This window comes from Streptomyces sp. NPDC091279 (assembly GCF_044757465.1).
GTDB lineage: Bacteria > Actinomycetota > Actinomycetes > Streptomycetales > Streptomycetaceae > Streptomyces.
Window position 1 is genome coordinate 462,489 of record NZ_JBIVVA010000003.1, and the last position, 15,347, is coordinate 477,835.

Here is a 15,347-nt window from a genome sequence, read left to right on the forward strand (position 1 = left end):
AGGGGACAACCCCCAGGGGAGTTCCCGCAGGGGACAACCCCCAGGGGAGTTCCCGCAGGGGACAACCCCCAGGGGAGTTCCCGCAGGGGACAACCCCCAGGGGAGTTCCCGCAGGGGACAACCCCTGGGGATCACGCACCCCCAGCGGCTGGGGGTATCTGGAGGGGGCACCCCGCAGGGGACGCCCCCTAGAGATCACGCTCCCCCAGCGGCCAGCGTCCCCTCACCACTGCAACCGTCCCGTGAGCAACGCCGTCGCCAGTTCCACCCGGGACCCGTGCCCCGTGCGGGCGAACAGTCTCGACAGGCGGCCCTCGACGCTCTTCTCGCTGGTCCCGAGGATCTGGGCGATCCGCCGATTGGTCAGCCCCTCGGAGACGAGGACCCCGAGCAACCGCTCGTTCTCGGCGGCGGTGGCCTGCCGCCCCGGCACCGCCACCCCCCGCGCCCGCATGAGCGTCCGCAGCCAGAACCTCGGCATCAGCGCGTCCACTCCACCGAGCAGGGCGTACGTGTCGCGCAGCATCTCCGCGTCCCCCAAGCCATGGCGGATCAGCCGGGTCAGCACGGCCCCCTCCTCCAACGGCTGCTCCCGCCACCTCGCCAGCCGCAGCGCCTCCTGCCCCGCGCTCGCGTCGCCGTGCACGGCCGCGTACAGCACGAGCCGGGCCATCTCGGCCCGGTCGGTGCCCAGCCGATGGGCGACCCACTCGGCCTTCGCGAGGCACCGGACCAGCGCCTCGGGCCGCCCGAGGGACATCGCGACGTCGGCCACGCGCAGCCACAGCAGCTCGGTCCCCGCGACCACGCCCTCCGCCTCGGCGCGCCGCACGGCCCCCCGCAGCAGCGACACGGCCCGCTCGGCCTCCCCGAAGACCAACTCGCACAACGCCTCGGCGGACGTGAGCAGATGGGGCAGGTTCGGCTGCCGGGCACGGGCCAGCGCGATGAGTTCGCTCGCCCGGTTGAGCCGGCCGCCGCTGACGAGGAGCACGACCGCGTGGTGGTACATCGCGCTCTCGACGGCGTCGCAGGTGTGCGTGCCGGTGACGGCGCTGCGGCGCGTGAGGTCCAACGCCTCGCGCGGGCGCCCGCGATGGAAGGCCATGAGCATCCGGCTGGCGGTCCCCAACTGCCCTGCCCGGTAACCGGTTTGGTCGAGGAGTTCCTCGGCACGGCCGATCTCCCCCAGCGTGAGCAGCGCGCCGATCCGCGCGGGCACCTCGAAGTCCGTCGCCTCCCCCGCCCGGTACCGGGCCGCGAGCCCGGCCTCATCACGTGCGGTGCCGTCGCCGAGGCCGAGCCACAACTCCGCGTCGGCCAGCAGGAATTCGGCCCGCCACGCGTCCCACCCGGCACGGTCGCCGCCGCGCAGCGCCTCGTCCCGCACCGGCCCGATCACGTCACGGGCCTCGCGCCAGCGCCCGAGCAACAGCAGCGCGCACCCCCGCACGACGGCCCGCTCCAACGGCTCGACCGTGCCGGAACCGTCCAACACCCCGTCGGTGGCGATCCGTTGGAGCGCCTCGAGGTCACCGGCCCGGTACAGCGCGGCCAGATACGAGTAGCAGACGTCGAGCAACTGATGGGGCCGCAGCCCGTCGCGATGGTCCCGCAGCACCGCCCGCAGCGACTCCAGCCCCTCGTCGGCCGCGCCCCGCGCCACGCAGACCCTGGCGTGGTCGAGGAGCAGCCGGGGCCGCTGCGCCGGGTCGGGCGTGAGGCGGGCGGCGGCCAGCAGCCACCGCCCGGCCCGGTCGTCGTCACGCCCCGACTCCTCGACGGCGGCGAGCAGTTCGGCACTGGCCCGCGCCGGGTCCACCAGGCGCCCCGCGCTGGCGAGCCGCTCGGGCAGGTAGGAACGGTCGGCGCAGTGCGCGGTGCCCTGCCACAGCGCGGTGACGGCGATCCGGGCGAGGTCGCGCCGCTCGTAGGGCCCGAGCGCGGACCACACCGCGGCCCAGGCCAACGGCAGCCGGTACTCCCACCCGCCGTCCGCCCGCCGTCGCCGCACCAGACCGGCGTCCACCAGATGCGCGAGCAGCTCACGCACCTCGCCCTCCGGAACGCCGAGCGCCTCGGCCGCCAACTCCGGTACCGAATCCCCGAGTTGACCGAGCACGGCGACGGCCTTGGCGACGCCCCAGGCCGGTCCGGCCAGCTCCCGCACGGTCAGCACGAGGTCCTCGAACGCGACCGACCGCTGCCAGGTGCTGCCGCTCACCAGATGCGCGTGCCGGCCGACGACCCTGATGAGGCCCTGCTCGCGGGCGGTCCTGAGCACCGCGCGTGCCGTGGCGGGCCATCCCCGGGTGAGCCGCCAGAGCCAACTGACCAGCGTGGGTTCGGGTTTGGCCTCGATCTCGGCGGTGACGGCGGCGGCGAACCGCCGCACCGACAGCGGCCGCAGCGTCACCTGCCGGACCAGCCCATCCCGCCGCAACCCGTCGAGAACGGCGCCGAACGCGTCCCGGGACTCCCGGGGCAGCGGCAGCGTGACCGTCCCCACACAGCGCGTCCCCGCCGCACCCCACCGCCGGACCACGTCCTCCAGCAACGGCAGTTCATCGGGGGCGAGTTGCTGAAGGTTCCGCATCAGCAGCACATCCGGCCGCCGGTCCCCCGCCCCGGTGCCCGCGAGCCTGACCAGCCGGTCGACGACGGACATCCCCGGCGGCGAGGCGCCGAAGGACATCCGCACGACGTCCGGCGCCGGACGCGCGTCCTGCTCCTGGAGCCTGCGCTCGGCGGTCGATAATTCATCGAGAACGGCACCGAGTTCGAAGTCGGAGGGCCCGCTGACGAGGAGGAGGTTCGGGGTTCCGGCCGTGCGCATGGCGGCGACCGCTCCGGCGGCGACCCGTTCATAGGGCGGAACGCTCCGCGCTGCGTGCATGAGTCCTCGCTGAACACCCGGGGTCGAACAGATGCTAACCGGCGATGACTTACCCACGAGTAAGGGGCAGGACGTGTACGGCAGGGAGGCCGAGCTGTCGGCCGTCGACGAGGTCCACGGCCGCCCCCTGCTGCTTCTGCTCCGCGGCCGCCCCGGCATCGGCAGAACGACCCTCCTGCGAGAGGTCCACCGCACCTGGCGCACCCGCACCTCCGGCGTCATCCGCCTGCACTGCTCCGACACCGCCCCCCGCTGGGACCTCTTCGGCACGAAGGCGACACTGAAGGCCTTCCGCAACGGAGTTGGCGACGCCGCCGATTCCCCGGCACCGGACGCGCTCGCCACGGTGACCCGTCTGTGCCGCCCGGAGAGCTACGGTTCCCACCGCGCCCGCTCCGTCCTCTTCGCCGAACTGGTCCGACTTCTGGCGCAGTTGAACGGGTCCACGCCGGGCGCCGTCCTGATCGACGACGTCCACACCGCTCCCGACCCGGCGCTCATGGTGGCGGCGGCGCAGCGGGCGGGCTGCACGGTCGTGGCGACCTGCCCCGAGGAGGGCTGGGCACCCGGCCCGCGCCGCTCGCCCGGTCTGCGCGGCATCGCGGACCGCGTGGTCGACCTGGGCCCCCTGCCGGACCACCGCATCGACGAGTTGCTGGCCTCGGCCGCTCCCGACCCGCTGGACGAGGCGGTGGCCCCCGCGCTGCGCACCGCCCTCGGCTCCTGGTCCGGCAACCCGGGCACGGTTCTGAACACCTTCGAGTCATGGCGCCAGGAAGGCCAACTCACTTCGTTCCAGGGCTACTTGTGCCTGAGCGACCCCACGGCTGTGCCGCCCCTGCCCGCCGACCACACCTTGGTGCGCAGGGCGGCGGAGTGCGGCGCCCCCGCCGGTCAGCTCCTCGCCCTGACCGCCTCGGTCGGCCACTTCGCCCTGGACGACCTCCCGGACTTCGCGCAGGCCACCGGCCGCGCCCTCGCCGACTGCGGCCACACCCTGGACAACCTGGTCGCCGCCGGCGCCCTGACCTGCGACGACCACGGCATCCTGACCGTCCCCTGCCCCGCGTTGATCCCAGCCCTCCTCTCAACCCCGGCTCAGAGAACGGCAGTTCAAGCCACCCCGGCCCAGGCCAGCGCACCCCGCCAGGAGCCGACCACCCACCGGCCGGCCCAACCCGAACGGGCCACACACCGCTCCCCCCAACCCGAGCCACCCACCCACCAGACCCCCCGACCCGAACGGGCCGCACACCAGCCGCCCCGACCCGAACGGGCCGCACACCAGCCGCCCCGACCCGAACGGGCCGCACCCGAGCCCACCCGGCGTGAGCCGGCCGCAGCGAGGACCGTCCGGCACGAGACAGCCGAGATCCACCGCGCCCTCGCCGAACACCTCTTACGCAAGGGCGAGTTGACGCCACCGACGTCACCGATCCCACCGGACCCGACCACCCTCGCCGACCACATCGCCCACGCGGGCCCCGCCCTGCCGCCCACCCCCACCGTCGTCCCGCTCCTGGAACAGGCGGCCACCCGCACGCTCGCCACCCGCCCCGGCCGGGCAGCCCGCTGGTACCGGGCGGCCCTGCACCACTGCGAACCCGACGCTCCGGCCCACGCCCGCATCCTCACCGCGCTGTTACCGCTGCTGGTGCGGGTGGGCGACCACGAGGGCCTGGCGGAGACGGTGGCGGTGGCGGCGACGAGGTCGCCGAGGAACGAAGTCCGCCCGGCGCCAACAGAGTTCGGGCCCACCCCACACACCGGCGCCCCCGGCAGCACCGACGCCCCTGACCACCCCGACGGCACCGACGGCACCGACGGCACCGGCCACCTCAGCCACCCCGACGGCACCAACGAGCCCGGCGACCTCAGCTACCCCGACGACCCCGGCCACCCCGGCCACCTCAGCCCCGCCGACGCCCCCGACGCCCCCGACGCCCCCGGCGACCTGGCCGCCTACGCCACCCTCGCCGCGCTCCACACCGGCCGCCCGATCCCCGCCCCCGTGCACCGCCCCCTTGCAGAAACGTCCCCCTTCTCCAACGCCCTTGACCTGGAGGCAAGTTGGTTCACATCCCAAGCCCCCCTGGACCCCACCAAGACCCGCACAGCCTTCGCTTCCCTACTCCCCAACGCCCCCACCGGCCCTACCAGCCCCACCGATCAAGCCACCCCCACCGACCCCCCACCCACATCCACCACATCCACCACAACCGCCACCCCCACCGACCCCCCACCCACATCCACCACATCCACCACCCCCCTCGACCTCCTCCGCCAAACCCTCACCCCCGCGCTCTACACCGCCCCCGCCACCGGCCCCCTGGCCGTCCACGCCCGCGTGCTGCGAGCCCATCGGGAGGGGGACTGGGCCCGTATCCCCGCCGAGGCGCGGGCACTTGAACTCGCCGGGCTGCCCCGCACCCCCGTCCACCAGGCCGTACGTCTCATCGCCGTCGAGGTGCACTCGGCCCTGGGCGATTACGAACGCGCGACCGCATGGCTGGAGTTGGCGGGCGAGGACGGTCCGTTCCCCACGTTGTACAGCTGGGCGGCGATGGGTCTCGCCTACCGCACCGGCGCCTGGGAACGCTGCCGCGAACTGGGCTGGACCCACTGCGAGCGCGCGGCCCAACTGCCCGACGCCACCAGCACGTTGGGACTGGACTGGTTCCTCGTGCGGCTCGCGTTCGCCGAGTGGGGGGAGAGCGGCAGCCGGGCCGGACTGCCGCGCCTGCGGACCGAGGCGGAACGCTGGTACGAGCGCGTCGGCGGACCGGGGCTGCACGCGGCCTCCCTGATCATCCGTGCCCTGGCCGAACGGGACGTCAGCACAGCCCAGTTGGCGGTGGACATCCTGCGTGAGCAGGGCGCGTCGGGCGAACTGCTGCCCGCCTGCCTGGCCATGGCGTTCCTGGCCGACGACCCGCGCCCCTGGCACCGGGAGGTCCGCGAGATCGCCCGGAGCCTCGGCGAGGGCCTGCACCGGGCGCCGTTCACGAAGTCGAGCGGGCCTCCCGTCCCCGCACCCGCCGACCCCGTCACGCTGTCCGGCCTCGAAGGGCGCATCACCGTGCTGGTCGGCCGAGGCCTGACGAACCGTCAACTCGCCCGCGAACTCCAGGTGAGCCAGAAGACCGTCGAGAACAACCTCACCCAGGTGTTCGCGAAGACCGGCTGCCGTTCCCGCCTCGACCTGGCACTGGCCGCGCTGGAGGGCCGACTTGGCGCGCTCCTGACCCGTTCGGTCGGTTCGTGAGGGATTCCCCCCGGAAGGCGGCCGGCGTCGCCGGGCGCGTCGATCCCACCCGCAGGATGGGAACGGCGAGGAGGCGTCCCCCACCGCCTCCTCGCCCCTTCCCTCCCCCCACCAGCGGGCTCGCCGCCCCAGGAAAGGAACCCCGTGAAGGACCGTTCCAAGGTCGCGGACCTGCTCGCCACGTCGGATCTGCAACTCCGGTCGTCGGTGACCGCGTGGAAACACATCCGGGCCGAGTACGGCGATGTCGTCGACGAGATCCTGGCGACGCTGGCGCCCAGCGGGCCCTACGCGTATACGGCCAGCCCCACGATCGAGGAGGGCAGGGAACTCCCGACGCAGCGCATCGTCAGCACCTACCAGGAGATCGCCGACTCCTACCGGGTCCATCACCGGGTGGCCGCCGTGGTGTCGATGCGCCCTCTCACGGAGCTGAACGGCTCCTGGTACACGTTCATCAGTGGCATCGGCAAGGGGCGCTTGAAGCAGACGGGCCAGGAGCACGAGCGCCCCCTCGTCGTGATCTTCCCGACGATGGGTTCCGAGGGCATCACCGGCGAACTCTTCTGGGGCCGCACCCAGCAGGAATGCTTGCCGGGAAAGCCCGAGGACGGGCCGCTGGCCAGCAGGTTCGCGGTGGCCAAGCTGCACGGGACGCTGCTCGGCTACTACCGCACGGGGGACATCGACGCGATCGCCGCGATGGCCCACCCGGAGATCCAGGGGGGCGTGCGGGACTATGTGTCGCACTCCGGCACCCTGCCCGAGCTGCACAGCAGAGAAGACCTGCGCGGCCGCCTCAAGGACTTCTACTCCGAGTACACGGTCCGCTCGATCGACGTCATCGCCCGGCACGTCGAGGAGTGGTGCTTCTTCCACGAGCTGCGCTGGACGGTCGAACTGCGGCGCGGCCCGAACGCCGGGCAGGTCTTCCAGTACCACACCGCCGAGTTCGCCGAGGTGTCAGGCGACGGCCTCGTCACCGCGCACATCGGCCACGGCACGGACCAGATCAAGCTGCCCTGAGCCCCACCCCCGCAGACGGCGCCGGACCTCCTCCCCCAGGGTCCGGCGCTCTTCGCATGTCCGAAATAACTTGCGTAACTCAAGTACTTGCATATACTTGAGTAAGTCAAGCAATCGGATCTACCCCTGTCCGGCTCCGGGAGGCCCCATGCAGTCGCTGCTCTCGTCACCGTCGAAGACGGCGACGCAGGCCGCCCGGACCGCGCCGCCGGGTCGGCCGTCGCCGGGGGCGTTCGCCTCGTTCGCGAGGTTCGTGCTGTGCGGGGGCGGGATCGGGGTGCTGTCGAGCGCGGCCGTGCCGCTGGTCGCCCAGGCGATGCCGTGGGTGGTGGCGAACGCGCTGATCACCGTCGTTTCCACGCTTCTCTGCACCGAACTGCACGCCCGATTCACCTTCGGGACCGGGCGGCGGGCCGGGTGGCGGCAGCACTGGCAGTCGGCCGGGTCGGCGACGGCCGCGTACGCGGTGACGTCCGCAGCGGTGCTGATCCTGCACGCGATACAGGCATCGCCCACCCTGCTCACCGAGCAGCTCGTGTACCTCGGAGCGTCCGCCCTGACCGGCGCCGGACGCTTCCTCATCCTGCGCCTACTGGTGTTCACCCCGAACCACGACCACCCCCCAAAGCCGACCCTGACCCCGACCCCGACATCGACCCTGAGATCGACCCTGACATCGACCCCGACACCGCCCCTGAGCCTGCCCCTGGCCCTGACCCCGACGCCCCTGAGATCCCTGGTCGCCACTATTTAACACTTGCCCATTTATTAACACCTGTATATCTTCGGGGCATGGAGCCCTCAGCCACGCCCCCACCGGCGTCCCCGTCAACCGGTGACCTCCCTCCCGCCCCCTCCCGTAGTCAGGACCGTCGGGCGGTGCGGTCGCGGGCGGCGTTGATGACGGCCGCCGTGCGGCTGGTGGCCGAGCGGGGGACGACCGCGATCCCGATCACGGACCTCGCGGAGGCGGCGGACGTCAGCCGACAGGTGGTCTACCTCCAGTTCGGGGACCGGGACGCGCTGCTCGTCGAGGCGGCCGCCGATCTGGTCCGGCGCGAACTCATCGACGGGGCAACGGAATCCACCGACAGCTTCGCCGGAAGCCTGGCGCTGGCACGGCACTTCGCGACCCACAGCGCCTTCTACCGCGCGATGCTCACCGGTTCCTGCGCCTACGCCATGACGACCACGCTCAACGGCGTCTTCAGCAGCGTCAACCACACCGCTGTACGGCGGCTGTTCGGCGACCTGGACGGCCAACTCGCCGTGGATTGCGCGGCGTTCGTCGCGGGCGGCACCGGCGCCGTCGTCAACGCCTGGCTGGTCGACGGCGTCGATCCGCTCGACCCCGAGGAGCTGGCCGGACGCCTGCTCCGCCTCGCGCCGGTGCTCACCGGCGCCCACCGCACACCCCCCGCCGGAGGTCCCACGTGACCAGTCTCAGCAGCCGCCTCAGCCAGCGCATGCTGCGCCTTCCCCCGCCCCTGACCAGGGACTTGACCATCGAACGGGATCTGCGCGTCCCCCTGCGCGACGGCACCGTCCTGCTCGCCGACCGCTGGTCACCGCGCTCCGGCGGCGACGGTCTGCCCACCGCTCTGCTGCGCATCCCGTACGGCAGGGCGGGCATGATCGCGGCGCAGTTGGTGCGGCCGCTGGCCGAGCGGGGTTTCCAGGTGCTGATCCAGAGCACCCGGGGCACGTTCGGCTCCGGCGGCGCCTTCGACCCGCTGCGCTGCGAACGCGAGGACGGCATCGACACCCTCAACTGGCTGGTGGCACAACCCTGGTGCGGTGAATCCGTCGTGCTGACCGGCGGCAGCTACCTCGGCTTCGCCCAGTGGGCGGTCGCCGACGCCGTTCCACCGCAGGTCAAGGCGGTGATCCCGGCCGTGTCGGAATCGGCGTTCACGCTCGGGTTCCTGCGCGGTGACGCGTTCTCGCTGGAGGCGACGCTCAGCTGGGGACTCCAAGTCGCCGACCAGGAACGGCCGTTCGCGCTGCTGCGCCAACTGGGCCGGATACGCAAGGAACGCCGCGCCTGGTACACCCTCCCCCTCAGCGAGGCCGACCTCGCGGCGACCGGCCGCCGTTCGGACTACTTCCAGAACGTCCTTGCCCACGAAGCCGATTCACCGTTCTGGCAAGTCATCGACCACTCCCGGCGGGTCCCCGACATCACGGTGCCGGTCAGCTCGGTCGGCGGCTGGTTCGACATCTTCCTGCCGGGCCAACTCCGCGACTTCCGCGCGCTACAGGAGGCCGGCCGGACGGCCCGGGTCACCATCGGGCCGTGGGCGCACATCTCCATGGGCGCGGGGCAGGTCACGGCGGCCGAGGCGCTCGACTTCGGGCTGGCGCTGGCCCGGGGCGAGAAGCCGGCCGACCGGGCGCCGGTCCGGCTGTTCGTGATGGGCGCGGAGAAGTGGCGCGACTTCCCGACCTGGCCGCCGCCCGGCTACACCCCCCGGCGCTTCCACCTCCAGCCGAACGGCGCCCTCTCGCCCGACGCCCCGGTGGAGTCGGCCCCGGACACCTACCGTTACGACCCGGCCGACCCCACCCCGGCCGTCGGCGGCGTCCGGATGGCGGTCGGCGTGAGATCGGGCCGCGTGGACAACACGGCGTTGGAGGCCCGCCCGGACGTCGTCACCTACACAACTCCCGTACTGGACAAGGACACCGAGGTGATCGGCGAGGTCTCGGCGGAGATCTGGTTCCGCTCCAGCCTGCCGTACGCCGATGTGTTCGTCCGCCTCTGCGACGTCGACGAGGAGGGCCGTTCCACCAACGTCTGCGACGGCCTGGCCGGCCTCACCGACGCCGACACGACCACGTGCGCGACGGTCCAACTCTGGCCCACGGCCCACCTCTTCAAACGCGGCCACCGCATCCGCGTCCAGATCTCCAGCGGCGCCTTCCCCCGCTACAACCGCAACCCCGGCACCGGAACCCCCCGAGCCACAGCCCAAACCCTCCACCCCGCAACCCAACAAATCCACCACACCCCAACCCACCCATCAACCCTGACCTTGCCGATCCGGCAGGCCAACTGACCGACGCGGAAGGGCCGTTCACGCCGCCCCGCCCCTACGGCGAGATGCGGGTCGTGGCGAGGGGCCGGAGACTCGGCGCCGTCCTGCGCGGCGACGTTCCTACCTCGCCCTGACGACGAACAACCCGACAGAGGTGGAGACTTACCTGTCCTGGCGTCATCTCTGACACACTCGTCACACCGGTGACCGTCGGCCGGATCGCCCCGGAACCAGGCCTCCCCTCCCAGCCAAGGGTGTTGCAAGGACCCTGCAAGGAAAGCGGTGAGGGTCTCGGGCATCTCCCCATCGACGCTTCGAGCGACGACGAGCGATGGGGGATCGCATGTCAGTAGGAACGACGAAACCGGCGCTGATCGAGCAGGGCCACTGGCTGACCGTACGGGGCTGCAAAACGGTGCTGGTGGTCGTGCACACGGTGACGTTCGCCCAGCGGCTGCGGGAGGTCTTCGGCCTGCTGGAGGCCGACCTGCGGATTCAGGTGGTGTTCACGGTCGCTCCGCACGCCTTCGGCAACGGGACGACGGAGTATCTGGCGGGCCTCGGCATCGGCGTGGTGCCGTGGGAGGAGGCCCTGAACACGGAGTTCGACCTCGCGGTGGCGGCCGGTTCGCGGGGCGTGCACCAACTGCGGGCTCCGGTCGTACGCATCTCGCACGGCGCGGGGCACATCAAACCGCTCACCGATGTCTCGTCCCTGAAGCCGGGAGAGCGGCGCCCGCCCGGGATGCTCAGCCGTCAGCATCTCCTGCACGGGGATCGGCTGGTCCCGGCGGCGGTGGCGTACGCGCACGAACGTGACGTCGTACAGCTGGCGCAGTCCTGCCCCGAGGCGCTGTCGGTGGCCCACGTGGTGGGTGATCCCTGCGTCGACCGGATCACGGCGGGCATGGCACGGCGGAAGCACTACCGCAGGGCGTTGGGGATCGAGGCGGGACAGCGGCTGGTGGTGATCACCTCCACGTGGGGCCGGGCCTCCACCTTCGAACGGCTCGATTCGCTGGTGCCCCAACTGCTGGGGCGGTTCCCCGGCGCGGACCACCGGATCGCCCTGCTGGTCCACCCCAACGTCTTCGCGGGGCACGGCAGTTGGCAGGTGCGCGGCTGGCTGGCCGGCTGCCGGGGGCGCGGCATCGTCCTGGTGCCGCCGGAGGCGGACTGGCAGGCGCTGTTGATCGCGGCCGACTGGATCATCGGTGACCACGGGTCGTTGACGGCGTACGGGACGCTGACGGAGGCCACGATGCTGCTCACCTCCGTGAACGGGCGGGAGATGTCGCCCTGTTCACCGGCGGCGCTGCTGTCCGCCGTCGCACCGGTGCTCTCTCCCGTGCATCCGCTGGCGGAACAACTGGAGTACGCGGCGCGCTCCCGTCGTCCCGGCCAGTACGCGGAGGTGGCGGCCTCGCTGTCGTCGGCGCCCGGCCAGTTCCACCGCCGGATGCGGGCGATCGTCTACCGGCTGCTCGGGCTCGGCGAACCCGCCCGTCCCGCCTACGTCGCGCCGCCGCCCGTTCCGCCGTCGCTCACCCGGTGGGAGGCCGCCGCCGACGCGGGAGCGGTGCGATGAGGAGCCGGCCGCTCGCGGCGGTGCGGGTGGCGGTCTGCCTGGGGGGACCGCTGCCCTCACCCGTCCGGCGTACCCCCGGCGTCACGGTACTCAGGTGGAGGTCGCGGCGGGGGTCGCGCACGACGAACGGTTCCGCACTGGTCCGGCGGAGCAACCCTGACGGGTCCGCGGTGGGCCGGGCGGAGCCCGGGCGTCCGGCCGGGCCCGCGCCGGTGCTGCTGTCCGACCCCTACGGGTACCCCCGGGTCTGCCCGTATCCGCCCGGCCGGTGTCTGTGCGACGTCCACCTACGGGTGGAGCCTGATGTCGTCCGGCCCGGTCCGGAGGTGGCGGAGTGCGCCGACGTCCTGGTGAGCCGTACGGCGCTGTCGCCACCGGAGGCCCGGCGCCGGGTGGCCGAGCTGCTCGACCGGTACCCGGGGTGTCTCGTCGTCGCCGTGCCCGGCCGGGACACGGGGTGTCTGGTCGGGGTACGCGGCGCCGACGGCACCGTCCGCCGCGTCCGGCCCGGGCCGGACGGGTCCGGGACCCCGGCACCCCCGGGCGCCATCGCATCCTTCGTCCACGCGTGGGTGACAGCCGGGGGCTCACTCGACGGTTCCCTCTCCGTCACCGTCACCCGGCACGCGTGACGAACCCGGCTCCCGGTCCAAGGACAAACCGGGGCCCGGGGCAACGAACCTGAGTCACGGCCCCTGGGGGCAGCCCCGGGACCCCGGCCCTAGGGAGCACCCCCGAGGCCCCGGCCCCTAGGTGACGAGCCCTGGGGAGCAACCCTGGGGTGACGGACCCTAGGTGACGCCCCTGGGTGGCAGACCCTGAGTGGCAGCCCCCAGGGTGACAACCCCTAGGTGACAGACCGGGGTTGGCCGCCCCGGGGTGACAAGCCCCGGGGCGGCCAACTCCGGCCAACGGGCCGGCTGCGGCGTGCCTCACTGCCGTAGCCGGGCCGCCACCCGCTCCGCGTCCGCGGGGTTCAGTTGCCGGAAGAGTTCCAGGGCAGCCTCGTTGTACCGCACCGCCTGCGCCCGCTGCCCCTGCGTCTCGGCGGCCTGGCCGAGCCATTCCAGGCAGCGGGCTTCCCAGTGCTGCGACCGGGCGCTGCCCGAGCGGAACCGCCCGAGCGACTCCTCCAGGTCGGCCATGCCTCCCGTGTGGTCCCCGGCCCGGTCCCGGACATGGCCGAGCAGTGCCAGCACCCGGGCTGCCTCGTACGTCTCCTCCAACGCGGTCAAGTCGGCGTGGGCTCTGCGTAGATACCGGGACGCTGCCTCCAAGTCGCCCTCGGCAAGCGCCGTTTCACCGAGGCGGCGCCGGCTCAGCGCGGCTCCGCGTCGGTAGCCGATCGACTCCCTCAGCCGGAGCGCGTGTTCGAAGTGCGCGCGGGCCAGGGCGAGTTCGCCGGTGAGCAGGCAGAGATGGCCGAGCCCGTTGACGGCCTGCGCCTGCTGGCGCACATCACCGTCACCGACGGCCAACTCCCGTGCCTGCCGGTACCAGTCGGCGGACTCGGTGTACCGGCCGGCGTCGCGCAGACCGATCGCCCCCGACGTGAGCATGCGGCCCTCGCCCGCCCGCGAACCCGCCCTGCGCGCCGCGTCGAGGCCGAGCCGATGCGCCTCGATCCACAGGGCCGAGGGCCTGAACCGCAGGAAAAGTGGCCATATCCGGTCCGCCAGATACCAGCAGCGCGTGTCCCAACCGGCTCGGGAGCACTCTCTGAGCGCCCCCATCAGACCACCGCGATGGCTGTCCAGCCAGCCGAGCGCGGCTTCGGGACCGTCGAACGGCCTTACCGACACGGCGAGTTCGGGTGCCCCCGGTTCGGGCGGGCGATGGCTGGGGGTGAGGATGCGCTCGGCGCCGGCAGCTCCGGCGAGGCACCAGTCGACGAAGCTCCGCAGCGCACGTTCCTGGTCCGCCGGTGTCTCCTCGTTCTTCCCGACCCGCTCGGCGTGCGGCCGGACCAGGTCATGGAAACGGAAGGTTCCCGGGCCCGTCTCCTCCAGAAGGTGCGCCTCCACGAGCGCGTCCACCGCCACGTCGACCACCACCGCCACGTCGGCCACCTCCACGTCGACCACCGCCGCCTCGGGCGCCCCTTCCGGCGGCCGCGCGAGGGCGGTGACCAGGTGCAGGTCGTAGCGGTCCGTGGGCAGCAGCCCCAGCCGCCGGTAGAGCGCGGCGGCCTCCCGGGGCAGCAGCGCGTACGAAGTGTCCAGTGCCGTCCGCATGACCGCCTCCCCGTCGACGCGCAGGGTATCGAGCGGCGCCCGCCCCTGGGACAGGGAATGCGCCAGGTCGGCCACGGATCGGTGTGGACGGGCCGCCAGTTGGGCCGAGGCCAGGCACAGCGCGAGCGGCAACCGCCCGCAGAGCCGCACGACTTGGTCCGTGGCCGCGGGTTCCCTCGCGATCCGCGTACCGCCGCCGAGGGCCAGCAGCGCGGCGGCCGGTTCGGGCGCGAGGCCCTCCAGGCAGTGCACCGACGCGCCCTCCACCCGGAGCCCGGTCAGCCGGTTCCTGCTGGTCACCAGGGTGACGCCGGTCGGGGAGCCGAGCAGGAGCGGACGGGTCTGGGCGGCCGAGAACGCGTTGTCCAGCAGCACGGCCAGACGCAGCCGGGACGTCAACGACCGCCACAGCGCGCTCCGTTGTGCGGTGCTCTCGGGCACGGCCGGGGCGCCGAGTGCGATCAGGAAGCCCTCCAGGACCGTGCCGGGCGGGACAGGCCCCGCCTCCCCGTCGGCGGCGTGGCCTCCGAGGTCGGCGTAGAGCTGACCGTCGGGGAACTCGGCCGCGTGCTCCTGGAGCCAACGGCACACGAATGAGGTCTTGCCGATCCCGGCCAGTCCGCTGACCACCAGCAACTGGGCCGCGTGCGGCGGACGTTCACCGCGCAGCGCGTCCAGAGCGCGCAGGTCGCCCTCGCGGCCGACGAACCGGGGTGTGACCGGGGGCAGTTGGCACGGTGCCGGGCGGCGGGATTCAGTCGGCGCGGCCGGAAGGTGGAAGTGCACGCCGCCGTGGATGTCACGTGCCTGAACGCTCGGCCCCTGGATGACGGAGCCGCCCCCAACGACGTTCTGAGTCACCAGACTTGATGGCGCGGGCCCAGCGGCCTCGGGTGGCGCGTGCCGCCGTGCCCAGTCGGCCACGGCCTGCCCGGTGTCAGCATCCCGGAGCGCCAGGCCCGCCAACTCCGCTGCCAAACCGAGCAGTTCGTGCCCGTCCCGGGGTGAGTCCATCGGCGCCGGGGGCCACCGGCGCGCCAGGGAAGGGTCGGCGCGGGCCGCGATGTCAACGACTCGGGCCAGTTCCTGCCAGCCCGGGGAGTCGGGGGGCACAAGGCGCGCGATCGCCGCCGACAGCAGGGACTCCAGGTCTCGCGGGAGGGGACTCGGCAAGGGGCGACTCCCTTCGACAGAACATTCCGAAGACCACATCCGAAGACCACATCCGAAGATCAATCCGGTCGACAGAGCCTCCAAAAGAACATTTGTTCGTCATTCCTTGTCAGGAGTGACAGGAGAG

At 72.7% G+C, this 15,347-nt stretch carries 9 protein-coding genes; 7 read left to right on the forward strand and 2 right to left on the reverse strand.

What is annotated here, in order from left to right; all coding sequences use genetic code 11:
- Positions 1-223: 223 nt before the first annotated feature.
- A complete protein-coding gene (locus ACIQOU_RS09000; protein ID WP_401535377.1) occupies positions 224-2,896 on the reverse strand; it encodes a hypothetical protein in 2,673 nt (890 codons plus the stop codon).
- Positions 2,897-2,969: 73 nt separating this feature from the next.
- Between ACIQOU_RS09000 and ACIQOU_RS09005 the strand changes: the two genes are divergently transcribed.
- The 7 genes from ACIQOU_RS09005 (at position 2,970) to ACIQOU_RS09035 (ending at position 12,445) form a co-directional block, all read left to right on the forward strand.
- Positions 2,970-6,161 (forward strand): AAA family ATPase, encoded by a 3,192-nt coding sequence (locus tag ACIQOU_RS09005; RefSeq protein WP_401535379.1) that lies wholly within the window; start codon positions 2,970-2,972, stop codon positions 6,159-6,161.
- A gap of 144 nt (positions 6,162-6,305) precedes the next feature.
- Entirely contained in the window at positions 6,306-7,187 is an 882-nt protein-coding gene (locus tag ACIQOU_RS09010; RefSeq protein ID WP_401535381.1) for a hypothetical protein, read from the forward strand.
- A 148-nt stretch (positions 7,188-7,335) separates the two neighbouring features.
- Positions 7,336-7,941, forward strand: a complete 606-nt coding sequence (locus tag ACIQOU_RS09015) for a GtrA family protein (RefSeq protein ID WP_401535383.1) — start codon at positions 7,336-7,338, stop codon at positions 7,939-7,941.
- Positions 7,942-8,066: 125 nt separating this feature from the next.
- Positions 8,067-8,624: a TetR/AcrR family transcriptional regulator gene (locus ACIQOU_RS09020; RefSeq protein ID WP_401535385.1), complete on the forward strand. Its 558-nt coding sequence runs from the start codon at positions 8,067-8,069 to the stop codon at positions 8,622-8,624.
- Positions 8,621-10,246, forward strand: a complete 1,626-nt coding sequence (locus ACIQOU_RS09025) for a CocE/NonD family hydrolase (protein WP_401535387.1) — start codon at positions 8,621-8,623, stop codon at positions 10,244-10,246. Before ACIQOU_RS09020 ends, ACIQOU_RS09025 begins: the two co-directional genes overlap by 4 nt.
- Before the next feature lie 322 nt (positions 10,247-10,568).
- Positions 10,569-11,813 carry a hypothetical protein gene (locus ACIQOU_RS09030; protein WP_401535388.1) on the forward strand — a complete coding sequence of 415 codons (1,245 nt, stop codon included), beginning with the start codon at positions 10,569-10,571 and terminating at the stop codon, positions 11,811-11,813.
- Between the two features lie 170 nt (positions 11,814-11,983).
- Positions 11,984-12,445, forward strand: coding sequence for a hypothetical protein (locus ACIQOU_RS09035; protein ID WP_401535390.1), 462 nt, complete (start codon positions 11,984-11,986; stop codon positions 12,443-12,445).
- Positions 12,446-12,745: 300 nt separating this feature from the next.
- Here ACIQOU_RS09035 and ACIQOU_RS09040 read toward each other — a convergent pair whose 3' ends face one another.
- Entirely contained in the window at positions 12,746-15,220 is a 2,475-nt protein-coding gene (locus ACIQOU_RS09040) for a tetratricopeptide repeat protein (protein WP_401535391.1), read from the reverse strand.
- Between the last annotated feature and the right edge of the window lie 127 nt (positions 15,221-15,347).